The sequence below is a fragment of the Mesorhizobium sp. WSM4850 genome (genome assembly GCF_055811735.1).
Map to the genome: position 1 here is coordinate 1 of NZ_JBVVPV010000048.1, position 22,838 is coordinate 22,838.

At 64.2% G+C, this 22,838-nt stretch carries 17 protein-coding genes and 2 pseudogenes; 4 read left to right on the forward strand and 15 right to left on the reverse strand.

The features are described from left to right. From AC0L2Z_RS29660 to aepX, 5 genes and pseudogenes are all read right to left on the reverse strand, one after another. Positions 1–123, reverse strand: a pseudogene (locus AC0L2Z_RS29660) (IS6 family transposase); the annotation flags it as partial. Positions 124–190: 67 nt separating this feature from the next. Further along, positions 191–814 (reverse strand): CDP-alcohol phosphatidyltransferase family protein, encoded by a 624-nt coding sequence (locus AC0L2Z_RS29665; RefSeq protein WP_473482949.1) that lies wholly within the window; start codon positions 812–814, stop codon positions 191–193. Continuing rightward, a complete protein-coding gene (locus AC0L2Z_RS29670; protein WP_473482951.1) occupies positions 811–1,632 on the reverse strand; it encodes a phosphocholine cytidylyltransferase family protein in 822 nt (273 codons plus the stop codon). The genes AC0L2Z_RS29665 and AC0L2Z_RS29670 overlap by 4 nt, the downstream gene beginning before the upstream one ends. 4 nt (positions 1,633–1,636) lie before the next feature. Then, on the reverse strand, positions 1,637–2,863 hold the full coding sequence (locus tag AC0L2Z_RS29675; RefSeq protein ID WP_473630032.1) for an aminotransferase class I/II-fold pyridoxal phosphate-dependent enzyme: 1,227 nt from the start codon (positions 2,861–2,863) through the stop codon (positions 1,637–1,639). Beyond that, entirely contained in the window at positions 2,835–3,734 is a 900-nt protein-coding gene (gene aepX / locus AC0L2Z_RS29680) for a phosphoenolpyruvate mutase (RefSeq protein ID WP_473630033.1), read from the reverse strand. The genes AC0L2Z_RS29675 and aepX overlap by 29 nt, the downstream gene beginning before the upstream one ends. A 1,070-nt stretch (positions 3,735–4,804) precedes the next feature. Here aepX and AC0L2Z_RS29685 point away from each other — a divergent pair. The 4 genes from AC0L2Z_RS29685 to AC0L2Z_RS29700 all read left to right on the forward strand — a co-directional run bounded on the left by AC0L2Z_RS29685 (position 4,805) and on the right by AC0L2Z_RS29700 (position 11,655). Beyond that, positions 4,805–6,364, forward strand: coding sequence for a Wadjet anti-phage system protein JetA family protein (locus AC0L2Z_RS29685; protein ID WP_473482522.1), 1,560 nt, complete (start codon positions 4,805–4,807; stop codon positions 6,362–6,364). Next, positions 6,354–7,001, forward strand: a complete 648-nt coding sequence (locus AC0L2Z_RS29690; RefSeq protein WP_065010983.1) for a DUF4194 domain-containing protein — start codon at positions 6,354–6,356, stop codon at positions 6,999–7,001. Before AC0L2Z_RS29685 ends, AC0L2Z_RS29690 begins: the two co-directional genes overlap by 11 nt. Beyond that, the gene (locus AC0L2Z_RS29695; protein ID WP_473518161.1) at positions 6,998–10,432 is read left to right on the forward strand and encodes an SbcC/MukB-like Walker B domain-containing protein; all 3,435 of its coding nucleotides are present in this window, start codon (positions 6,998–7,000) and stop codon (positions 10,430–10,432) included. Before AC0L2Z_RS29690 ends, AC0L2Z_RS29695 begins: the two co-directional genes overlap by 4 nt. Before the next feature lie 71 nt (positions 10,433–10,503). Continuing rightward, a complete protein-coding gene (locus AC0L2Z_RS29700) occupies positions 10,504–11,655 on the forward strand; it encodes a Wadjet anti-phage system protein JetD domain-containing protein (protein ID WP_473482518.1) in 1,152 nt (383 codons plus the stop codon). A gap of 305 nt (positions 11,656–11,960) precedes the next feature. Here the strand turns inward: AC0L2Z_RS29700 and AC0L2Z_RS29705 are convergent, their stop codons facing one another. The 10 genes and pseudogenes from AC0L2Z_RS29705 to AC0L2Z_RS29750 all read right to left on the reverse strand — a co-directional run bounded on the left by AC0L2Z_RS29705 (position 11,961) and on the right by AC0L2Z_RS29750 (position 22,797). Further along, positions 11,961–12,716: a hypothetical protein gene (locus AC0L2Z_RS29705; RefSeq protein WP_065010987.1), complete on the reverse strand. Its 756-nt coding sequence runs from the start codon at positions 12,714–12,716 to the stop codon at positions 11,961–11,963. Further along, positions 12,710–13,726: a helix-turn-helix domain-containing protein gene (locus tag AC0L2Z_RS29710; protein ID WP_065010988.1), complete on the reverse strand. Its 1,017-nt coding sequence runs from the start codon at positions 13,724–13,726 to the stop codon at positions 12,710–12,712. The genes AC0L2Z_RS29705 and AC0L2Z_RS29710 overlap by 7 nt, the downstream gene beginning before the upstream one ends. 292 nt (positions 13,727–14,018) lie before the next feature. Continuing rightward, positions 14,019–15,065, reverse strand: coding sequence for a type 2 isopentenyl-diphosphate Delta-isomerase (fni, locus tag AC0L2Z_RS29715; RefSeq protein ID WP_473630034.1), 1,047 nt, complete (start codon positions 15,063–15,065; stop codon positions 14,019–14,021). Between the two features lie 84 nt (positions 15,066–15,149). Beyond that, positions 15,150–16,051 (reverse strand): annotated as a pseudogene (locus tag AC0L2Z_RS29720) (terpene synthase family protein). Beyond that, positions 16,048–17,598, reverse strand: coding sequence for a hypothetical protein (locus AC0L2Z_RS29725; RefSeq protein WP_473482512.1), 1,551 nt, complete (start codon positions 17,596–17,598; stop codon positions 16,048–16,050). Before AC0L2Z_RS29725 ends, AC0L2Z_RS29720 begins: the two are co-directional and overlap by 4 nt. A 277-nt stretch (positions 17,599–17,875) precedes the next feature. Then, positions 17,876–18,874 (reverse strand): polyprenyl synthetase family protein, encoded by a 999-nt coding sequence (locus AC0L2Z_RS29730; protein WP_473518172.1) that lies wholly within the window; start codon positions 18,872–18,874, stop codon positions 17,876–17,878. A 148-nt stretch (positions 18,875–19,022) separates the two neighbouring features. Continuing rightward, positions 19,023–20,366 carry a cytochrome P450 gene (locus AC0L2Z_RS29735; protein ID WP_473482510.1) on the reverse strand — a complete coding sequence of 448 codons (1,344 nt, stop codon included), beginning with the start codon at positions 20,364–20,366 and terminating at the stop codon, positions 19,023–19,025. Beyond that, on the reverse strand, positions 20,366–21,211 hold the full coding sequence (locus AC0L2Z_RS29740; RefSeq protein WP_473518171.1) for an SDR family oxidoreductase: 846 nt from the start codon (positions 21,209–21,211) through the stop codon (positions 20,366–20,368). The genes AC0L2Z_RS29735 and AC0L2Z_RS29740 overlap by 1 nt, the downstream gene beginning before the upstream one ends. Then, positions 21,198–21,506, reverse strand: coding sequence for a ferredoxin (locus tag AC0L2Z_RS29745; protein WP_473482508.1), 309 nt, complete (start codon positions 21,504–21,506; stop codon positions 21,198–21,200). Before AC0L2Z_RS29745 ends, AC0L2Z_RS29740 begins: the two co-directional genes overlap by 14 nt. Before the next feature lies 1 nt (position 21,507). Further along, positions 21,508–22,797: a cytochrome P450 gene (locus tag AC0L2Z_RS29750; protein WP_473630036.1), complete on the reverse strand. Its 1,290-nt coding sequence runs from the start codon at positions 22,795–22,797 to the stop codon at positions 21,508–21,510. Positions 22,798–22,838: the final 41 nt, after the last annotated feature.

Consider the following 22,838-nt stretch of genomic DNA (forward strand, 5'->3'; position numbering starts at 1 on the left):
GGTCGACGTTCAGGCCGCGTTCGGCCATCATCTCCTCCGGACGCGCAGGCCGAGATTGTAGGCCAGATACCAGCGCAGGCACAGCAAGATCACTGATCGGTCGAAATGACAGCCTTTGAACATACAAGCGCGCTCCCGAAAAAGAGAGGGCTTCGTGCCAGATATGGCTGCCATTCCGTTTGCGACAGAATCACCGAGCCTCCATCATTAAGTTCCGCCAGTTCAGCGGAAGGCCGACGCTTTCGCGCTCGCCGGAGCTGACCACTGCATACATTGCGCGATTCATACTTGGCACGGCGATGGGCAGCACGTGCAGAACAGCGAGCAACAAGAAGAGTCCGCATGTAGCATTGTTCCACAGTGGGACAGGAATCCACGCTGCGATAAGCAGAAGAACTGCCATGAGCGGAACGTCGTAGGAAAGCGGAACGCCGGTGAAATACCCTTTTGTGGACATCCCGAAATTGCTGAAATAACTTAATCGCAAAGCACCAGCGAGTATTAGAGCGAGCCCCGTTACAAACGGCAAGACACCGCCTGTTCCGATTTGCATGAGTACCGCAGCCGGAATGACGGCGCCGTACAGGAGATCAGCAAATCCATCCAGACTCTTCCCCATACTGGCCGTCTCTGCTGACCGGTTTTTCGTTCGCTTCGCGACCACTCCGTCGAAATGGTCTGCTAAGACCGCCCAGAGCGCTGCTGCGATTGCAAGCTCCGGTTTGCCCGATTGCGCAAAATAGAGCGCGGTTCCTGATGCCAGGAGGCCAAGCATCGTGATCTGGTTTGCGCGGTCTGAAAGATAGATAATCATTGGAAGCCGTCCGATCCTATCTCGACGCGATTTGATGCCGGAGAAGGCGATCCGCATAAGGGTGAGAATATGTTCTCCGCAGTCCTTAGATCGGCCTCGCTGTCTATCTCGTACCATCGCAGCTCATCGCAGCGGGCAGCCGCAAGCCGGAGGCCGCGGCTTTCGATAAGATGAGCAAGAAACTCCTCCATGTAAGCCTTGATCGCACCGGAACCGATGAGATCATCAAGGGCAGGCACGATTATCGTGCGCAGTGTCGCGTCGGAGAAGCGCATGAGATTCACTGTCTTGAAGAGAGCCGGGCCGCCGGAAACCAGGTCCGCAGCTGTTTGTTTAAGCCGAAACTCGGAAATAAATCCGCCTTCGGACAAAATTACTGCAGAGCCCTCCATCGACGGATGGAAAGGCGCTACTGCGGCTGAATTCGCCGCGTCATCTATCGTCAAGCGCCGAAGCGCGTCTTCCTCAAAGAAGACGTCGCCCTCAAGAAGATAGCAGTCTCCCGAGAGTAACGCGTCGCGTGCCAGCCAGAGTGAATAGGCGCTGCCCGTGCGGTCGAAGACCGTCGACTCGACATAATTGATATCGAGCCTACCGAAGCGTCGGCCGCAGGAATATTGGATCGCGTCTTTGCGATAGCCGACAACGATCGTCACCTCCCTTACGCCGACTGCCTCGAGGTTCTGCAAGGCGTTGTGAAGGATCGGCGTGCCGTTGACTTCGACCAGCGGCTTCGGCCGCAGATCGGTGAGCGGACGCAGGCGCGAGCCAAACCCGGCGGCAAGAATCACCGCCTCTCTCGGACCAATTGCAGTCATGGGTCTAAGCCCTTCTATTTTGCTTGCTGCGACGATTCTTTCGGTTCCAGCCGTTAAGGACGCCGACCACACGCTCGAGGCCCACCTCGAGTTGCTTCGGCGGAACGCCATAGGAGAGCCTGAGCCCCATGGGATCGCCGAAGGCAGTGCCTGACACGCCGGCCACGCCGGCTTGGGCGAGCAGCGCGGCCACGATGTCGTCGGCTGTCCTGGCGTCATCATTGGCGAGCGTCGGCCGCAACAGGCCGGACAGATCGAGATAGAAATAGAACCCGCCCTGTGCTTCAGGTATCGGAACGCGCTGCAGCTCGGAGAGGGCAGTAAGCCCAGCCTGCCGCGCCGCCGTCAATCGACACTTGAGCCGGGCCTCAAAGGCGCCATCTCCCTCACGGAGGTGGTGCAGCACTGCATGCTGGGCAACGACATTCGGGTTCGATGTCGTGTGCGACTGAAGCGCCTTGACAGCCGAGATCAGTTCTTTCGGCGCAGCGAGATAGCCAACGCGCCAGCCGGTGAGGGCCAGGCTTTTGGAGAAGGCATTGACGATCACCGTCCGGGCCCGGACCTCGGGGGTCAGTGACACAACCGGATGATGCCGATGGCCATCATGGGTGAAAGGGCCGTAACATTCATCGAAGATGATCCAGAGGTTTTTATCCATCGCCAGCTGGGCGATGCCCGAAAGAGTCTCCGCGTCGTAGACGGCGCCGCTGGGGTTGGCGGGCGTGTTGACGACGATGGCCCGGGTCAGCGGCGTGATGACGCGTTGGATGTCGTCGATCCGTGGAACGTAGCCGTTTCCTCGCGTGTCGATATGGACTGGGGTGCCGCCGGCGATCTGGATCTGCGCTGGGAATGTTGTCCAGTAGGGCGCGGGAATGATGACCTGGTCGCCGGGATTGATCAGCGTCATCGCCACGTTGAAAAGAGCCTGCTTGGCGCCGTTCGTCACAGCGATCTCGTGGGCCCGCCAGAGCTGCCCCGTTTCGACCGATACCTTCCGTGCCAGCGCCTCGCGCAACTCCATCGAGCCGATGGTGTCAGTGTAGCGGTTCAGGCCTTGTCGAATCGCCTCGATCGCTCCGTCCCGGATCGTCGGGGCCAGATCGCTCCAGATCTCGCCGGCCGTGAGATCAACAATCTCCATCCCAGCATCAGCGGCAGCCTTCGCCGCGGCGCGGGCGGCCGCGGTTCCCGACGATTTAAACAAGTTTGTCCGTTGCGCCAACATGCGCGTCTCCATCCATCCTTTTCGAAGGAACCTCTCGCTGCGGTCCTTGGCCGTCCACTGCCCGCGGAAGGTATTTCTCTTTTGCCGCTGAGAGCTCGCCGTAGTTCATCAGTTCAAACAGCTCGTCGAGCGTCGCGACTTCACCTTCGACACCGGCAATGCTCTCCTCCTGGATGATGCGGTCGCACACCTGACGCATCGCCGAAATCGCGGCGCGCAGGTTGTGGTTGGCCCAGATGACCGTGGAAATACCGGCCGCGCGATAATCAGCAACGGGCGTACGGTAGTATTTTGTCGGTACGATCACGACGGGCAGTCGGTTCTGCCAGGCTCGCGTGAAGGTGAAGATCTCCTCCGCATCGGACTTGCAGGAGTGAATCAGGATCGCATCGGCGCCAGCGTCCGCATAGGCGTGCGCTCGTGCAAGCGCCTCCTGCTGACCGTATCCGGCGATCAGCGCCTCGATTCGAGCGACGAGAACGAACTCCGGATCCGGAACCTGATCCTTGACCGCCTTCAGGCGACCGCAGAACTCGCCGATCTCCGCCAGCGGATGGCGGTCCCTGACGAAGGAGTTCATCTTCGGGAACGCCTTGTCTTCGAGGCAAACGCCGCTCGCGCCGTGCTGCCGCAGCTTGCGAGCGACCAGACGGGCATTGTTGAAATTGCCGAATCCGCTATCTCCGTCGACAAGGATTGGAATTTCCGCTGCGTCCGCCATCCGTTCCACGACGTCGACCACCTGGGTCCAAGAGGCCTCGTTCGCATCGCGGTAGCCGAGGCTGGAGGAGATCGAGAGGCCGGACGCCCAAAGCGCCTTGAAACCGGACCGCTGCGCGATCGCCGCGGAGAGCGCGTCATGGGCTTCCATAAGGAATGACGGTCCGTCACGGATGCAAATGAGATCACGAAGCGTAGAGACATCTTCGCTTCTATTGCCGCCCGGATTCCGCAGGTGACGCCCTTTTTGCGATAGTGAACACACCCGACGCAGATGTGGCATGCTGCTTTCCTCCCTTCGTTCCACCGATCGCGATATCACCACGACGTCACATCGGTCGGCAGCTCTGCCGCCATCTAGAAGGAAGCATCAAAAGTCGTGCCAACTGAGCAGGAAAGCCTCAGAAAAAGTGTTCTCGATACTATTCAATAACTTGAATGATGGTGAGAGCAGGAGCCAAGCCGAACAACCTGTGTCGCTCACTCGACAACCCGGCAGTAGTGTCGGTTGCCCACCGCCTTCCCAGTTCCCAGGCCCTGATGCCTGCCTTTTTTGCTGCCGGCTCGTTTCCTCGGCGGCATCCAGAATGGCCCGGGTCCGGCGCGGCACCGCTTGGCCAAGGGCTGGCACTTCAGGGGCTGCGCATCTCGGCGACCTCGCGCATTTCCGACAGATCGAATGACGGAGCGTCTTTCGACCTCCTAGCCCTCGCATGGAAAATATTGATCTTTTTTCGGTCCCTGTTACTCAGTTTGTTACACAGCAACACAAGCTCCGTTTCCAAGTAATCTATTCAGAGCAACGCTCCTATCGGCGGTCCCAGTAGCCGGCGCAATCGCGCCGATAACCTCGACAATTGGGGCATGTAAGGGTATTCCGTTGAGCCCGAAATCGCTGTCATAGTTCACGCGCACATGCTCAAAATCCCGCAGACGGATCTCCTTGAAAAAGGCTCTACTGCTTCGCGCGAGCGCCTCGAGCTACCAGCCAAACTCTCTAGACCGCGTTGATGCCCCGAAAAGAGCAGAGGGAAGCGGGTAGATGGCCGCTTTACGCAGCATTCTGGCGCCAACGCTGATATCCAATATCCGAAAAACGTCCGTTTTGTTCATCATTGCCCGAAGCGGTGAACCATTTTCCTTGCCTTACCGGCAGGCATCATCTTTAAGCACTTGACCTTCAGACGGGCTCCCGTCAACTTCCTGATCGGGGTGGGAATCTTGGCAAGTTCCGCAGTATCTTCAGTATCGGATGCGTCGCGTCCGCAACTTTTCGGTCAACTTGGCCCAGACATCTTCACGGTGTTTTCTGGCGGGAACCGGCTGCTATATGAGCGTGCGATCCTCGCCGTCTACGACGACTTCTACCGGTCCGACCTCCTGTTCCCGACCGAGGCAGAGGTAGTCGGCGTGATCTACAACTGCATCACGAGGGAGCCTAGCCTCTGGGCCGAGGACGAAGCCGCCGTCGATCTCGACCGCCTCGTGACGCGGACCGGTCGGCGGGTCAGGCGTCGACGCGTCCTAGGCGTGGACAATCAAGCCACCGGGACCGCGATCAGCCAGTCCCGGCACATCTACAACCGGATGCTGCAGACGGGATGGCTGGACGAGGCGAGCTATGGCCTCAAGACAACCGTAGAGATGCCGTCCGGAGCGATGCGTCTCGCCGAATTCCTGTGCTCCTTGAAGGAGGGCGGCGCCGAGCAACTCGGCGGCCTTGTGGTGGAGGTGAGGAATGCGATCCGTGCGGTGCGGGAGAAACCGGCGGAGAACGCTCTCGGCCTCAACAAGGCCGCCCATGACTCGGCACGTTTCGGACGCTACATGAGAAGCGTGCTCGCGGCCCTGCGGGAGGTTGATCGGCAGGTGCTCTCCTCGGACACGCTTGCCGAGCGGCTGCGACACTACTTCGAGGACTTCGTCGAGCGGGTGCTCCTGCGAGATTACACGTCCATCTCGACCACGGCGCATCCCTATCGGCATCGGCGGACCATTCTCGCCTCGCTCGACGAGTTGGAGGATTCCGAGATTGACTTGGCCGCCGTAGCCGACGCGTATCTAGAATCCCGGCTCGTTCCCGATGGGCAAGCGGCGCGCGACCTCGTGCAGGAGGACCTGTTCCGGATTCGCCGCGTGTTCGAACGGATCGAGGAATCCTTCGAGGCGATCCAGCAGCACCGGTCCAGGCTCGAGACGCGGCTGCGTAACGTGGTCAGGTACGCAGGGCGCCGGACCAACTTCCTCCAACGCAGCGAGCATGTGATCCAGGGGCTCGACGATGCTCTCTCGCGGGGCATGGACGATCTTGCGGTACGAGGATTGATTGAGCCCCGGATGACCGTGGTTGCGCCCGAGCTCCTCGCGAAGCCGCGCGGCTCGCGGCCGGAGATCGCCGACGCCGACCTTGCCCTTCCGCCGCCAGATCCGATACGCGAATTCAGGCGTCAGCTCGAGCGGGAATACTTGGATCGCCTGACCATCTCGCCGGCAAAGGTTAGCCGTTTCCTCGAAAGACGGGTACGGCCCTTTAGCGAGACCACGGCGGCTTATTTGAGAATCGAGACCGTCGATGATTTCCTGGCCTTCGAAGCCATCCGAGTGATGGTCGCCGGCGGCCTCGGTGCCGACGCCGACTCGCGGCTCGCGAAGACGCTTAAGGACCGGTTCGAGTTCGTGGTGTCCGACGACGCAGTGTCAAACGAGTGGCTGGACTGCGGCGGCTTTCATGTGAAGCGCCTCGACGACAGCATCACTCTCGAGGTCGGGCATGCTGCTTGAGTTCAACGCCCTCGAAAACTCGAACCCGCGCGGTTTCCTAAAGGTCACGCAACTCATCGCACATCTGATGCGAAACCAGTTCGTCCACGTGGAAGACCGTGGGGCCGCGACGCTGCTGGAAACGCTGCACCGGTCGGAACTCGCAAAGCTTGTCGAGGCTTACTTTGATGTTGGCGGCTACCGTCTCGTCCACCGGGAGACCGAGGGCTGGGCGGGGATCTTGCCCGATCCGGAGCGCACGGCGCTGCCGCGGCTGCGCATTGATGAGACGATCGCGTTACTCATCATGCGACGGCTCTGGGAAGAGGCACTCCAACTCGGCGAAATCTACACCAACGGAACCACCCGCACGACACTCAACGAGGCGTATGCGGCCTATCAGGGGATAGTCGCCGGCAGCCGGCGCGCGGCGCTTGCGCCAAACGAGTTCCGCGACGTGCTCCGGATGCTCGAACGCAAGGCGATCGTTCGCCTCGGTGAGTTCGACGCGGACGCGCAGAATATGGATCTCGACATTCGCGCGCTCGTCACTAGCGTCGCCGGCGACGACTTCGTCGCGTCGCTCGAGCAGATCTTGTCGCGTCCAGTCGCCACCACGCCCGACGCAGACGATCAGGTCGTGGGAGGCGAGGCATGATGGAACTGCGGCGCATCGTCCTAGTGAACTGGCACATGATGGTACGGGCCGACCTCGATCTGGCCGGCGATGCGGCCATCCTCGGCCAGAACCGATCCGGCAAGTCCACAATAATCGATCTGATACAGGCGATCATGGCCGGCGGTTCGTCGCGTCTGTACCGGTTCAACCGGTCCGCTGGCGAGAGCAGCGGCCGTTCGGACCGCACGCTCGGGGGCTACTGTCTCGGGCAACTCAACCAGGACATTTTCCTCAGGAACCAGGCTAGAAGCCACATCGCGCTTGTCTTCGAGGACACGGAAAGGCGGCGGATGCCTGTGAGTCTCGGGCTGTCCATTGAGGCCGCCCGCGGACAACAGACAGAGGTACTGGGACGGTTCGTCGCCGAGGGTATTAGCGTCGACACCTCGATGCTGCTGGATATCAGCGAAGACGCGTCCCGGCCGACCGTGTGGCCTGTCGTCCGCCGTCGGCTCGACCAGGCCTGCAGTGAAATGGGCGGTCAGCTTCTCACGCCGGACGACGCCAAGACGTTCATTCGCGAGTACATGCGCGCGCTGTTCACAGGGCGCCGCGCGTCGGATCCCGAGCGGTTTGTCCGCACTTTCGTGGCCGCGCTTTCCTTCACGGACATCTCGTCTGTCGAGCAGTTCGTGCACCGCTACCTGCTCGAGCCCAAGCCGATCGACATCGCCGAGCTACGCGATTCTATCCGCCGCTACCGCGAGATCCAGAAGACCATTGCCGACCTCAATCGAAGATTGGAGGCGCTTCGCGCAATCCGCGCCCAGATAGAGGAATTCGACCGGCTTCTCGCCGAGGAACTTACCTGCCGCGCGATTGGGAGGACCGCCCTGCTGGTCGAAGGATTCGCCAGGCTGTTGACGAATATCGGTGAAAAAAGGTCGAAGGCGCACGAGATTCACGTGGTCATGGAGGATTTTGCGCGGATAGAGGAAGAAATGGAACATCAGACCGAGGCGCTCGCATCCGTCCAGCGACAGCTCGCTGCGACCGGCGCGCAGGGACAACGCGCCATCGTTGAGCAGGAGATTAGAGGGCTGGAGCGGGACCATGCGGGCGTCATGGAGCGCCTCCTGACTCGGCACCTCAGCGCTGCGCGCGCGATCCAACTCCTGGATTTGCGCGACAAGCTGAGCGTCATAAACCCAGGCGAATTGTTCCGTGCGCTCGAGCGCGTTGAAGAGGCCAGCCGTGGGATCGCGCCGCCCGGTTGGCCACGCGATCCGGCGAAGATGGACCAACTGCTGGGTGCAGTCTCAGAAGCCGCGAGCGCCCGGATGGAAAAGGCGACCGACCAACGAGACGAGGCCATCGTCTGGGTCAAGCAACTTGAGGCTGAGGCAGCCGAGGATAGCAAGCAGCTTGCCAACGCCAGACGGGGACAGATCACCCTTAATGCCGCAACTTCGAGACTTATGGAGGCCCTGCGACGCGAAGGCATGACGCCACGCACACTCTGTGAAGTCGCTGACATCGTCGACGAACGGTGGCGCAATGCGCTAGAGGCGCTGCTCACCCGCGACCGCGAGGCCATTATTGTTGATCCAGAGCACGCGTACCGTGCGACCGAGATCCTGCGGCATGGACGCGACGCTTATCCGGGATGCCGCGTAGCCAACACCCGCAAGCTCCAGTCGAGATCCACCGTGCCCGAGGGCGGTACGCTAGCTTCGATGATCCGCAGCGACGATAAGCTGGCCATGGCGTTCGTAGTCTTCAGGATAGGCAACGTTCGGCTTGCGGAGAACCAGGATGAGCTTCTATGCAGCGGCCGCGCAGTAATGGCCGATGGTGCGTATTACGACGGCCTGATCACCGAAATGCGCCGACCGGACGGCCTTAAGATTGGGCGGGCTGCGGCACCACTGATGGAGACCACGCTCCGGGAGCGGATCGAACAGCGTTCGCAGTTTTTGAGGATTCATCTTGAGAAGAAACGCTTCTTCGAGGACGCGATGCGGCGGCTCGAGGATTGCAGCAGACCGGTCGATGAAAAAGACAAGTTGGAAGCGCTCACATTGGCGCTGGGGGATCTGGCAGACAGGCGTGCCGACGCGCGGCGCCGACTCGATCGGATATCGGCCCAGGTCGACCCTGAACTACTCGACGCGGAGAAGCGGTTGCAGGCCTTATTGAACAGCCTCAAGACAGATCGCGATGAACTGATCGATAGTCGCGCGTCGCTCAGAACGAAGATTGAGGAGGTCAAGGAGAGGCTGGGCGCGGGCGAGCAGAGCGTCGGCTCTTACCTGTGCCTCGCCCATCGCCGTCGACAGTTCCGCAGTGTCGTGACCTCCGCGGCACAAATGCGATCGCTCCGACAGCGATATAGGGGGCATCCCGCTAGAAATCCGGCCAGGATTGCTTCCGACATGGAGAAGGCTGCGGACGATGCGAAGCAGGGGTATCGAGAGCTCAGTCACGACATCAGGGCGGCCCTTGGGAGGTATGCCATCGACTTCCCCGACGCACTCGAGGGCTATGCGGACGTGCCGATCATCGGCACGGTGAAACCGTGGGTGTCAGACGGCATTGCGATGCTGGAAGACAACGAACTCATCCGGTACCGCGAGCAAGCGGACGAGGCGGCAGATCGGGTTTCACGTCTCTTCAAGACGACCTTCATTCATGAGCTGAACAGCCGCTTCGGGCAGCTTCATTCGGAGATGGAGAAGCTTTCGGCGGCGCTCCGCACACGCCCCCTTCACGGTGAGATCTATCGTCTGGCGGAGCTCGTCAAACCGGAGTTCGACGACCTCTATCATCTCGCCAAGGACAGTGAGGCCGACGAGCGCGTGCTGGATGCTCTGTTCGGCCGGGCCGAGCCTCGCGACGAGCGGCACGCGCGGGCGCTCAGGCAGATAGAACAGCTTCTCGCCGACGAGTCCTTCGACTTTACCATCTTTCAGGACTACCGCAGCTATTTCACGTACGATCTCAGGATGCGCGACGTCGCCACCGGGCGGACGACGAGCTTCGACCGCCGACGCGGCGTGGCCAGCGGTGCCGAACGCCAGGTGCCGTTCTACGTCGTCATCGGAGCGGCCCTCGCCAGCGCCTACCACGGCGTCCGCCAGGCAACCGCTCCAAGCGATCTTGGAATAGGGCTTGCGGTGTTCGACGAGGCCTTCAGCAAGATGGATGGTCCCAACCAGCGGACGCTGCTCGAATTCTACCGGGCGATCGGCCTTCAGGTCGTCATCGCCGCGCCGACCGAGAAACGCGCGGTCGTCTACGAGAACCTGGACTACATCATCGACGTATTCCGCAGCGGCGACGTTTCCCTCGCCGAATCCATCCGGGTCAAGGACCGCGTCCGCGAGGAGATGCGCGCCATCAACCCCCAGCACGCGACGGATGACGAACTCGCGGAGCGGCTTGGTCTCGAGGCGAAGGCGGCCGAATGAGACGGCGCGGGTTTTCGACCGTCATTTCACTCATCGACGATCTGCTCACGCGGCATGAACGCAACCCCGCCGTGCGAAACCTGATCGCCTTGATTGACAATGACGGCTTCGCCAACATGGACCTGCGGGACGCCTTCGATGAGGAACTCGCAGCGTTAGAGCGAGCAGGCGGGATCGAGCTGGTCCAAACCGGCCCGAAGACGGAGCGTCGGGTGACCGGTGCAAGGCTGAAGGATGCCGGGGTGCTCTACCGCAAGGTCGAACGACGGCCGGCTGGCGAACTGGCATACCGAGCCGTCTCAGAACTGCGGTCGCAGCCGGGGCTGCCGGCCGGCGCCGCCAGTTTGATCGATGACGCCGTCGCGGCCTGGACGCGGGGCGTTTCCCACATCGGAATTCGGAATGGAGACGGGCGAACGCTTGCAAACGTGATCGGCCTCGCCATCGCAGCACGCGGTCGCATGTCGGGCGATCCGCAGGGGGAGCAGGACTTCCGGACGTTCTCGCGGTTGACGGTCGGCGACAGTAAAGCGCTGGAGAAGAATGTTCGGCAAGTCGCCGCAGCAATGGCGAAGATCTTCGTGGGCATGGAGGAGCAGACTCGCCTCGATCCGGAGGAACTGCTTGCCAGCGCCGGTATCAGGCGGTTGCCGCAACCAATCCTGCTGCACGGTGACGTATCGCTGGACGGGCGGTCCTTTCCGGCGATGCCCTATGTCGGAATACCTACCGACTGCGCCGGCGGGATCAGTCTCCTGACGAAGCCCGACTACGTCCTGACGATCGAGAACTTCGCGTCATTCGTCCGGCACATTCGGGAGGTCGCACGGTCCGAACGGGCCCTCGTCATCTATTCCGGTGGCTTCCCTTCGCGACCGACGCTCGCGACGGTCACAAGGCTGGCGGCCCAAGCGCAGGTGCCGACGTTTCACTGGGGAGATATGGACGCCGGAGGGGTCCGAATCTTCCGGCACCTCGAAAGACATCTTGCCGGTGTCGACATTCCGCTGCGCGCCCATATGATGAACGTCGAACTGCTCCGCCGCTTCGGGAGACCCGCACCGGGTGTGGCCGGTCCTGTCGGCGACATGCTCGCAAGCGCGATCGCGGGCTTGGCGGACCTCCTCACCACGAGTGGTCTCGTGCACGAGCAGGAGGAGTTCGATCCCATAAGCCCGATCACGGAGACTCTTGCTACCGCGGAGCTCGGAAAAAGCTTCTAACGCTTGGGTGAGGAGGTGACGGCTGGGGCCGAACGACGGCGCTTCTGCTAAAGTGCCCGACAAATCTCAGGTGGCAGAATGGACGATCTCTCATGGCAAGATCTGCGCCACCTACTAGATAGCCAATTCAGCGGTAGGACTGGAAAATTGGCTGAATTTCTCATTCGCGACATGGTGAAGTTGTTCCGGGATGATCAGTCGCTACGGGAGCATCTAAGGGCTGCAATCTACGATCCAGATACATTCGCTAACATCCGGGATTTTCTAGCTCTGAAGAGATAGACGGAGATGACCGCGGGATGCCATCAGAGCTGGTAGGCGGCACGGATCCGGTCTGCAACATCCTCTCGCGTCATATTCACCTTAAACTGCTCGGGGTTATAATCGACCTCCGCTGTCGCCAGCTCGACGAACGCCCGCATGTCTTTTGCAACGGTCTCGGGCAGCGGATAGCTGGCTTCGGGGCTTAAGACTTGCAGCAGCCGTGCCACGTCGTTGCGATGTTTTTTGATGTTCTTTTCGTCAACCTTGCCGCCCGCATCGCGCTCCCAGCTAAGGTCGAGCCACGCGCGGGCCTTGAACGGGATGATCGCTGCCTCGTTGAGCACCGGGATGCCGCCGGCATCGCGCACCATCGACTTGAGAAAGGCGTAATAGTCCTCGTCGAGCAGGATCGCCGACAGACTCGCGGCCGCTTCGTCGATAGGAAGCGGCGTAAGATGCGAGTCCTCGGCAAGCGTCAGCCCTTCGGGCGACCGCGAGAACAGCTCGAGCATGGCAGGGAAATCTTCGGTCTTCGGCTTCTGGAAGCGGTAGAGGACTTTCTCCCCCTGGCTTCGCTCTCTGATCTCGTACCCACCGTGCTCGACAAAGGCCCAGAAGCGCTCCGCGAAGGCAGCGTCCAGCGCCTCGACGATCAGCACGATGTCGAGATCCTTGGTGGCGCGGAAGTCCAGGCCGACCTCGTTCATGATAAGCTCGCAGGCGGCACCACCGATCAGCACATATTGATGTTCATGGCCCGCGAAATGAGCGCGGAAGCGGTCCACCCCGATCACCATTCAAACCTCTCCAATAGTTCTTCCGCCGCTTGCGCGACGCGTTCGTCCGTGCTCCCCCGAACACTGAGATACAGCGAGAGCCGATCTATGACAGCATCCCGCGCGAGGATCTGCGGGTCGTAGGTCCAGGTCTGAATCTCTAACCGGTCGTCATCGAACGCCGTGGCTGGGCTGAGTGCGAGCCTCTCCTTGAGGCGCTTCCAACGCATCGACAGAATGGCGCGCGTCTGGACCCTTGGCGCCGCCAACATGGTGTAGCGGGCAAGCGCGCTCTCGCCAGCGAGCGGTGCGATTTGGTTTTCGACCCGGCCACTAACAAGGCGAACCTTGCGCACTGGGGATTGCAACCGCTCTTGGATTGCCTCCCATAGTTCGTGACCACCCAGAAGCATGTGCAGACGGCGTTGTCGGCCGACATGGCGAGCCTTTGCAAGTTGGAGTGCCTCAAGCTCATCAAGTGTTCGGCTTATGCTCATGATCGACACATGGAGTCGCTCGGCAAGGTCGGTGAGGTGTTCCTCCTCAAGGGCGATACCCTGCAGGACCGCGAGGAGCACCAATTGCGTAGTAGGGCTGATCTGGTCTGCGGGGGCGATCGCGGTCGTCCGCGCTCGCTCGCGCAGGTCGAGCAATGCTTCCGGGACATAAAGCTGCGCACCCGGCGCGATGAAGCCGATCTGCCGCTCCACCATCTGGCGCCGGACGGCGTTCGGCACATGGTCAAGCAGCAGCAGAATGAGATCGACGCCAAGTTGGCGACGGACAAGATCACGATGCTTGAGGTAATCCGTTGTGGCGCCTTGCCGGGGTTCGCAAATCGCCATGACAACCAGAGTGCGACCGTCCAGCAACCCTTCCCACAACATGTAGCGGTCAAGCACGAAGTGTGGGACGTTTGTAGGCGCTATCGGCGTGAGTTCGAGCCGCCGCCCGAAGGCGTGCTGGACATACGCTTCCGCCGCCTGAGCGAGCGCTTCTAACCGCGCGGCAGGAATTCTTTCTAACACCATGCCCCTATTTAACAGCGCTTCTGTTAAATGTACATGCACTGTTAGGTATGGGTCGCTTTCTACGACACCGGCTCAAGAGAGAATAGGATTTCGACAAATCAGCCGGATCGGGCGCAGTGGATGATCGGCTGGAACGAAATCCTCCAACCGCTTCATCGTGAACAGCTGCTCCATGAACACATCGCTCCCGCGCATCGAACCGCTTCGCCAAGGTGGATCAGTAGTCTATGTTTGGCGTAGGTATTTCAGCAGCGTGCTAGGCGCCCGCCGCCACGTGCGGGCGACGCCGGCATCAACCGGCGGGCAGATGCGCCGAGGGCAACAATCGCGCCTGACGCAGCGCCGCCAGATCAGCCGAGCCGGTGCAGAAGCAGGCGACGGCCAACTGGCGGATGACGATCTCGAAATGTGCGACAACCGCCTCGGTGGACACCGTCGCCGCGCGCAGCACGCCGGCCGCCTGCCCGGCGATGTCCGCGCCCAGGTGGATGGCCTTGGCCACGTCGACGCCGTCGCTGATCCCGCCCGACGCGATCAGCTTCACCGTTGGCAGCGCCCGACGTACCGCCTGCACGCTGGCCGGGGTCGGAATCCCCCAATCGGCGAACGCCATCGCCACTGCACGGTCGGCAGCATCGCGGGCGCGCTCGCCCTCCACCGCGGCCCAACTGGTGCCGCCGGCGCCGGCGACATCGATCACCGCCACGCCCGCCTCGACGAGCGCACAGGCCACCGAGGCGGACAGGCCCGCCCCCACTTCCTTGGCCACGATCGGCACGCCCACGCTGCGCGCGGCGCGAGCGATCTGCGCCAGGACGCCGCGCCAGTCCCGGTCGCCCTCCGGCTGTACCGCTTCCTGCAGCGGATTGAGATGGACGATGAGTCCATCGGCCTCCAGCGCATCCACCGCCCGGCGCGCCAGGTCCAGGCCGTCGGCCTCGCGCAGTTGCGCGGCGCCGATATTGGCCAGCAAGAGAATGTCTGGGGCCAGGCGGCGCAGCGCGCGCGTCAGCCCCTGGAAGTTGCGGGATTGCAGGCTCACGCGCTGCGAACCGACGCACATGGCGATCCCCAAGGCTTGCGCTGCTTCGCTCAGATGCCGGTTGACGGCCTCGGCGCGTGGCATGCCGCCGGTCATGGAGCTGATCAGCAGCGGCGCGCGCATGGTCTTGCCCAGCAGCGAGGCGCGCAGGTCGATCTGCGTCAAGTCCAACTCGGGCAATGCGCAGTGTTCGAAACGGATGTACTCCCAGCCGGCGACCGTGGCCGGCGCCGTTCGCCGATCCAGCACGATGTCCAGATGGTCGTCCTTGCGCCGGCTCAGGGCGGTGTCGCTCATGCTCGCTCCATCGTCCCATCGGGCGACGGCGTTGCGTCGGATCGGACCGACGGCAGCGCGCGCACGCCGCCGTCTCCCGCGCGTTCAGGCCGGCGCACGCTGGCCTCCCCCGCAGCGTCGCTGTGGTAGCGGCTGGTCGAGGTCTGGTAGTACTGCGCGCGGATGGCCGCCATGGCCTCAATCAACCGTCCCCACGGCGCGGGAAAGCGTTCTTGCGCCATCACCCGGTGCAGCATGCGCGTATGGCCGGCCAGCTCGTCGTTGAGGAACTCCACCACAGGCATAGCCGGATAGCGCTGCAGCAGCAGGATCGCCGCGTTGTCGGCCTCGCCGGCCGACCTGTCCTTGTCGCGTCCATGCAGATCGTTCTGCAGGCGCCCTATCGCGGAGATGAGCCGCAGGACCTGGCGAAACGCCGGACGCGCGCGCAAGGTCGCCATGTCCAGCCCCCACAGCAACGACAGGCAACAGAACACGTTCGCGTAGGCGATCGAATCGATGCCGTTGTGCAGGTACTCGGCGTAGGACCAGCGTTCCGCCCCTGCCGCCTGCGCGGGTCCGGCGTGCAGCGCCGCGCAGTAGCACTGGGTATCGTCGAGAAGCTGAGCATAGTCGCGACGATCGTAGGCGAGCGCGGCCAACGAAGCGCGCAGCACAGCGCAGCCCTCGAATCCGGGGAGCACGCACGGTACCCCCCGCCCCAGCGCCTGCTCCACCGCGGCGAGCTGCTCCGGCGCGATCAGGCCAAGGTCGTTGCAATCGTCGAGCCAGAACAGCAGCGCCAGTTCGCGATAGAACGCCACGATCAGCGTTTCGTCCTGCGGATCGCGGCCGGTGCGGGCGCTGGTGTCGCGCAGGCTCGGTTGGATACGCTGCAGGATGTACTGGCCGCCCCTGACCGCTTCCACGGCATGCTCGTCGGCGAACCCGGTCAGGGAACGCCCCCACTCCAGCACCTGCTGCAGCGCGCGTTCGGTCTGGATCATGGCGTCGCTCCTGGTCCCTCGGCCAGGACGCGCCGCCCCCAACGAAGCGCCAGCAACAACCCGGCAAGTTCGGCCACGCGCACGACCCGGGTGGGGCAATACAGTTCCTTGCCGATCCACAGCGGCGTCTGCGGCAGTGCATGCGCCGAATGGCGGGCGAGCATCCACTCCAGCGCACGCGCCACCGCCTGCGCGATGCGCCGGCGCCCTGTCGGCTCTTCGCTCCCGTCCATCACGTGCAACGCGAACAGCGCATAGGCGGTTTCCTCGAATGTGGACGCGCGACCGGTGCCCCAGCCGCCGCCGTCGCGTTGCGCCTGCAGCAGCGCCGCCAGCGCGCGCTCGTCGCGCCACTGGGGGTTGCCTTGCGCCAGCGCAGCGACCGCATGCGCGGTGGGATACAGCCACGAAACGTGCCATTTCTCGTTGTCCCATAGACCGTGCGGGTTGCGATTGGCCTCGACGTAGGCGCTGGTCCCGGCGGCGGGCTTTCCCAACAGTCGCAACGCATGCAGGGCATGGATGTTGGTCGACACCGAGGCATTGCGCTCGCCGGGGAAGGTGACGAACAGCTCGCCGATTTCGAAATGGCGCAACGCATCGACCGCCGGGTCGCGGCCTGCAAGGCGCAGGACGCACAACGCAACGGCGGTGTCGTCCGCATCGGCCGCGAAGTGCAAGGCCGGGCCCAGACCGCGCACGCCCAGGCGGGCGTCGAGCTGCGCGACGATCACGCGCACCGCCTCGGCGAGCGCGGGATGCGCGAACAGCCCGGCCAGATGCAGGGTGTACAGCGACCAGCATGGCTCGAACACATTGATCGGCCAGACGTTGGGCACGACACCTTCGATGCCGCTGCGCGTCGCCCGCGATGCCGCCTGCAGATACGCGTCGGCGCGCCCGACCTGCGGCATGCTCCCCTGTGTCACGGCGTGCGCACGCCACGCGGCGGTGGCCGCCGGACTGATGCCGATGCTGCCGTCGTCATCCGGGCATGCGGTGGTCGGCGACGTCCCCCAGGCTTCCCAGGAGTGCAGCAACGGATGGCCGCTCGGCAACGTCGCCGCCGCCCCCAGCTTGACCAGGCACGCTTGCCGCAATGGCAACAGCGCCGGGTGGCGCGGAAACGCCGCGCCGCCCATGAAGGATGCGGCCTCACCGCACAACTGCGGCAGGATCAGCTCCGCGCCGATCGGCGCGTCTTCCGGCACCGCATGCGCGTAGGGATCGGGCTGGCGCTCGAGGAACCGGGTTGCAGCCTGGACTGCGTCGGCAGCGCCGGGAAGAGGATCGGCACGCTGCAATGCCAGCAACGCCGCCCACGTGGGCGCATGGCGGAACAGCGGGAAGTCCGCGCTTCCCCATCCGCCATCGGCCTGTTGCTGCGCGATGAGCCACGCGTATGCGTCCTGCCGACCGGTGACGTTGCCGTGGAACTGCAGAGCTCGCGCCGTGTCGTAGACGGACGGACCGACGCTGCCACCGTCGCTCATCTCGCTCAGCAGGTGGCGCAATTCGGAAAGGATCTGTTCGGACAGCGCGTTCAAGCGGGATGTTCCTTCTGCAGAAGGTTGGGGAGAACCAGGATCGGGCAGACGCCGGGCACGTCGCCGCAGGCCCGTCGCGGCCCGGCGCACGGGCAGCGCCGGACGGTCGCCCTGCTCCGGCGCGGCGACGCGCCCCGATGCTGGCGCCGGTCCGACGCGTGCGCCGCGGCCGTGCTGGGCAACCGCTGCGATCGGCACCGCGGACTCGGACACAGTGCAGCATGCACCGCTGCCGCCGGCCGATCGCAGCAGCACAGGGGCGACTCCATGCGGACGCTCATGCGCAAGGCGCGTGCTTGAACAGATACGCGTTGGCCCGCTGCAACATCTGCGCCAACCGTTCCGCACGCGGCCCCATCGGGGCGATGGCCTCCCCGGCGTCGCGCAACAGATCCAGCGCGAACTGGCGCGCTGCCTGCAGCCCCATGATCGACGCGCAGGTCGGCTTCTGCGCCGCCGCGTCCTTGCCGGGGGTCTTGCCCAGCATCGCAGTATCCGCTGTCGCGTCGAGAATGTCGTCGACCACCTGCAACGCCAGGCCGAAACAGGCGCTGTAGCGATCGAGCGTACAGTACAGCGCAGCGTGCGCGGCATCCTCCGCGATGGCGCATAGCGCGCCCATGCGAACGGACGCGCGCACTAGCGCTCCGCTCTTCATCCGGTGCATCGCCACGATCCTGTCCAGCTCGACGTGCTTTCCGACCAGCGACAGATCCATGGCCTGCCCGCCTGCGGCACCCTCGGCGGACACCGCCTGCGCCAGTTCGCGCACGAGCGCGATACGGTTGTGGCCCGGCGCATCCAGGCTCGCCAGGGTCAGGAAGGCGTGCGCCTGCAACGCATCGCCGACCAGGATCGCAGTGGCTTCGCCGAACTTGACGTGCACGGTCGGAAGGCCGCGGCGAAGCACGTCGTCGTCCATCGCGGGCAGGTCGTCGTGGACCAGGGTACAGGCGTGCATCATCTCGATGGCGGCGCCGACGTCGTCGAGCATGTGCGCCGGCGTGTCGGCCAGTGCGCCGGCAGCCAGACAGAGCAAGGCGCGGGTGCGCTTCCCGCCATGCAAGGTGGCATAGCGCATCGCCGTCATCAGCTCGGTCTCACCGTCGTCTTCGGCGCAGAGAAGACGCGCCAGCGCCTGTTCGACCCGCTTTGCACCGTCCTGCATCCAGATCTCCGGCAGCAGCCTGCCGGACGCGCCGCGCGCCTGCGCGCCCAATCCGCCGAGCGAGGAAACGCCAGTTCGGTCGTCGTGTAGCGTGGAACCGGTCTGCATGTTGTTCATGTCCTTGTACCTGACACGGCCACGGCGAGCGCCGAGCCGCCGCGGTGTTGCCGGTGTCGCACCGAGCGCGCGCGCCGAGGCAGCAATGCCGGGCGTCGCCGGCGCCGCTGCCTCGCCACACGGGGCGTGCGATTCCAGCTCATGAGAATCCGATGCGGATTGTCATGGACGGATGTGCGGTCGGGTAATAACGCCGGCCCTTTTCGACGCCGCTCAGCAACCGCGGCCGCACCCCAGCCTTGTGCATGGTCAGCGCCAAGGCGACGGAGAACTGCACCAGTTCCAGCCATACCAGGTGGTAGCCGATGCAGACGTGTGGGCCGGTACCGAACTGCAGCATGTCCACCGGCCGGATCGGCTCCGTGCGTTGCAGCCACCGCGCCAGGCGGAACTGATCAGGCGCCTCGTGCAGCAGCGCCGAGGTCGAGAAATGCAGCAGCGGGATGCACAGATGGGTGCCCGCGGGAATGCGCCGTTGGCCGAGCTGCAATTCCTGCAGCGCGCGACGGGGCAGGACCGTGGTCGCCGGATGCACGCGTAGCGTTTCGCGGAACAGCGCCTCGGCGACCGGACACTGCGCCAGGTCCGCGTGCCGGGTCGGCACCGCGCCCACGCGTTGCGCCTCCTCGACCAGGGCGTCCCACAGCACAGGCTGCCGCGCCAGCTCGATCACCATCCAGGCCATCGTCGAGGCGGTGGTGTCGTGACCGCCAAGCAGCAGCAAGCGGATATTGGCGACCAGGACGTCATCGGAGAGCGCATCATCGCTGCGATCGAAGGCGCTCACCATGTCGTTGATCAACCCGGTTCGCGCGGCATGCGCGCGCGCGTCCCGGACGAACTGGCGCAACTGCGCGTCGATCCAGTCGCGGGCTGCGCGGCCGCGCCGCAAGGGCAGTCCGGGCAGGTCGATCGGGGGCGCGACGATCAACTGCAGCAGTTGCCGGTACTTGCGATGCCATCCCGGCAGGTCGTTCGCGGGGATTCCCATGAGGCTGAAGATGAGCTTGAGCGTCAGATCGCCGGTTTCGCGCAGGATGGTTACGTCGCCGCGGTCGCGCCACGCCTGCACCCGCGCCAGGATGATGGGCGCGAACAGGTCGCCGATGCCGGCCTGGGTCAGCCCCTTGGGCAGGAACGCCGCCTTGATCGCATCACGCGCCTGCCGGTGCGCGCCGCCGTCCTGGGCGACCAACGTTCCGCGAAGCAATTCGGGCGCGATCTCTTCCATCAGCGCCGAGGACACGTCCTTGTGCCGGAGCAGTGCGAACGCATCCAGATCCGTGCAGGTCATCAGGTGGCCGGCAGGGCCGAAATCCAGCCAGAAGTGGCTGCCCAGCGTCCGTTCCGCGCGCCGCAGCAGGCGCGGCAGGTCGCAGACGATGGCGGGAAGATGCCCGACGAGGGGGAAAGCGCCGGGCACGACCGGGATGTCGTACCGCAGCCGGTGCCGACGGTCCAGCGGGTTGAGCAGCATGTCCATCAGCAGCGCGGCGCCGCGGCCGCTTCGGCGATGTCGCCGGCAGGCCGCGTGGCGCGGCTGTTGCCACCGTCGGCGTATGTCGGCACATGCGCCAGCATGCCGCCGTCGATGCACACGACCTGGCCAGTGATGAACGCAGCATCATCGGAGAGCAGGAAAGCTACCAGCGCGGCCACGTCCTCGGGGCGGCCGACGCGCGGCAGGAGCTGGTGCCGGCGCAGATGCCGTTGCATGCACTCGTCCAGCTTGGCGAGGAGACGCTCGGTCATGATGAGACCCGGCGCAACCGCGTTGCAGCGGATCTGCGCGTGACCGTACTGGGTGGCGAGCGAGGCCGACAGCATGTTCATCGCCGCCTTCGACGCGGCGTAGGACGTCTGCGCGGTGTCACCGCTGAGCCCCTGGCACGACGACATGTTGACGATCGCGCCACCGCCGCGGGCGATCATCCGTGGGATGGCCTGCCGGCAGCAGAGCAGCGTGCCGCGCAGATTGGTCGCCATGATCTGATCCCAGACCGCCAGGTCCAGGTCGAGGATCGCGTGGTCGCGCGGGGTCAGATGCATGGCGCTCGCGTTGTTCACCAGCAGGTCGACCCCACCTAAGTGCCGCTCCGCCGTCTCGAACAGCGCTGCCACCGCCTGCGCATCGGCAATGTCCATGGCCAGGGCCAGCGCGTGGCCGGCTTCGGCCGCGATCTGCGCGGTGCAGGCGATGGCCGCCGAGCCATCAATGTCGGCCACCACGACTCTGCCGCCCTCGCGCGCGAGGGCGAGGGCGCATGCCTTGCCGATGCCGGCGCCGGCGCCGGTCACCACGGCCACCTTGCCTTCAAACCGTCCCATCGTGTCCTCCTGGATCGCGTTGGTCTTTCGCGGCATGCCGATAGGCCTCCGCCGGAGAAGGCGCAGGGTTGGCGCTGGCGCGCTCGCCATCGCCAGAGTCGCTTTCGATGACCCGAATGGCGGCGACCGGGCACTGGCTGGCCGCGAGCCGCACGGCGGCGTGCAGCGCCTGCGGGACCGTCACCATGCACACTTCAGCCACGCCGTCCGGTTCGCGCTGGCGAAAGGTCCCCGGCAGCGTCAGCACGCACTGCCCGGTGGTTCCGCACAGATCCTGGTCGACCACGACGCGCATCTCAGCCCCCCTGCGCATGCAGCCGCACCGGCAGCGCGCGGAACGTCCTAAGGAACGCGGAGGGCTCCCGGGTCGGCTGCTCGGCCAATGCCAGCGTGGGGAAGCGCGCCTCGATCCGCGGCAGGCTCTCGGCCAACTGCACCCGGGCCAGTTGCGCACCGAGGCAGAAGTGGATGCCGTGACCGAAGCTCAGCATGATCTTCCCGTCGCTCGACATGCCAGGACTGGTGCCATAGAACCGCACGGGTTCGAAGCGGTCGGGATCGGCGAAGGCATCCGGGTCGCGATTGCCTGCCGCGATCAGCACGCGCACGTCCGCGTTCTTCGGAATCACCACGCCGCCCAGTTCGATGTCGCGCTGGGCGATCCGCGGAATGGAGCTGAACATGGCGGGCGCGTCGCAGCGCAGGACTTCTTCCACGAATGCCTTCACCCCCACGGCGTCTCCCTGCAGCCAGTGCCGCTGTTCGGGATACGCCAGCATCGCCAGGACCGCATGGTCGATGGTCGCAGCAGTGGTGGCGAAGCCGCCCAGCAGCATGCCCCACAACATGCTGATCAACTCCGCATCCGACAGCGTGTCGGCATCGTCGTCGTGTGCGCCGACCAGCATCGACACGATATCGTGGTGGGGGTCGGTGCGCTTGCGCTGTATGAGGTCGCCGAAGTAGGCCTGCACCTTGTCGCTGGCCGCGTCCGCCGCGGCGAGCTGGGGATCGCTGGCGTGCGGGCTCAGGCCTTCCAGAATGGGGCCGATGCCGGCGGCGAGCCCGAACATGTCATCCTGGGGCATGCCGAACAGTTCGGCGAAGACCAGCATGGGCAAGGCCAGCGCGAATTCCCGATGCAGGTCCACCGCCTCCCCGCGCTCCAGCGCGGGCGCCATGCCGTCCAGGCGCGCTGCGACGATGCGCGCGATACTCGGCCGCAGGTTGTCGATCTGGCGCATGGTGAAATCGCGCGAGATCAGCCGGCGCAGACGCGTATGCGTCGGGGGGTCCTTCATCGCTAGCGTGGACGCCAGCAGATTGAGCGACAGGCTGGTCGCAGCACGCGGGAAATAGCGCGCCAGTTCGCCCGGCGCCGGTCCCCGAAACGCATCGCCCGTGGCCTTGAGCGCCCAGCAAATGTCGACGTGGCGGCTCAACAGAAAGAGGCCCGACGCCGCGCGATGCACCGGATCGTGCTCGCGCAACCACCGCATGAACGGATACGGGTCGTGGATGCACGCTGGCGACGCCAGTTCGGCGAAGGCGTCCCGGCATGCTGCTTTGGTTTCTTGCACGTCCATCCTGGTTACCTGTTGGCTGGCTGATCTGACCGGTGCGCACC

Excerpts from the sequence above, each read along its gene's own strand:
- AC0L2Z_RS29665 (WP_473482949.1), bottom strand. The coding sequence starts at position 814 with ATGATTATCTATCTTTCAGACCGCGCAAACCAGATCACGATGCTTGGC.
- AC0L2Z_RS29670 (WP_473482951.1), bottom strand. The coding sequence starts at position 1,632 with ATGACTGCAATTGGTCCGAGAGAGGCGGTGATTCTTGCCGCCGGGTTT.
- AC0L2Z_RS29675 (WP_473630032.1), bottom strand. The coding sequence starts at position 2,863 with ATGTTGGCGCAACGGACAAACTTGTTTAAATCGTCGGGAACCGCGGCC.
- aepX (WP_473630033.1), bottom strand. The coding sequence starts at position 3,734 with ATGGAAGCCCATGACGCGCTCTCCGCGGCGATCGCGCAGCGGTCCGGT.
- AC0L2Z_RS29690 (WP_065010983.1), top strand. The coding sequence starts at position 6,354 with ATGCTGCTTGAGTTCAACGCCCTCGAAAACTCGAACCCGCGCGGTTTC.
- AC0L2Z_RS29695 (WP_473518161.1), top strand. The coding sequence starts at position 6,998 with ATGATGGAACTGCGGCGCATCGTCCTAGTGAACTGGCACATGATGGTA.
- AC0L2Z_RS29705 (WP_065010987.1), bottom strand. The coding sequence starts at position 12,716 with ATGGTGATCGGGGTGGACCGCTTCCGCGCTCATTTCGCGGGCCATGAA.
- AC0L2Z_RS29710 (WP_065010988.1), bottom strand. The coding sequence starts at position 13,726 with ATGGTGTTAGAAAGAATTCCTGCCGCGCGGTTAGAAGCGCTCGCTCAG.
- fni (WP_473630034.1), bottom strand. The coding sequence starts at position 15,065 with ATGAGCGACACCGCCCTGAGCCGGCGCAAGGACGACCATCTGGACATC.
- AC0L2Z_RS29730 (WP_473518172.1), bottom strand. The coding sequence starts at position 18,874 with ATGCAGACCGGTTCCACGCTACACGACGACCGAACTGGCGTTTCCTCG.
- AC0L2Z_RS29735 (WP_473482510.1), bottom strand. The coding sequence starts at position 20,366 with ATGGACATGCTGCTCAACCCGCTGGACCGTCGGCACCGGCTGCGGTAC.
- AC0L2Z_RS29740 (WP_473518171.1), bottom strand. The coding sequence starts at position 21,211 with ATGGGACGGTTTGAAGGCAAGGTGGCCGTGGTGACCGGCGCCGGCGCC.
- AC0L2Z_RS29745 (WP_473482508.1), bottom strand. The coding sequence starts at position 21,506 with ATGCGCGTCGTGGTCGACCAGGATCTGTGCGGAACCACCGGGCAGTGC.
- AC0L2Z_RS29750 (WP_473630036.1), bottom strand. The coding sequence starts at position 22,797 with ATGGACGTGCAAGAAACCAAAGCAGCATGCCGGGACGCCTTCGCCGAA.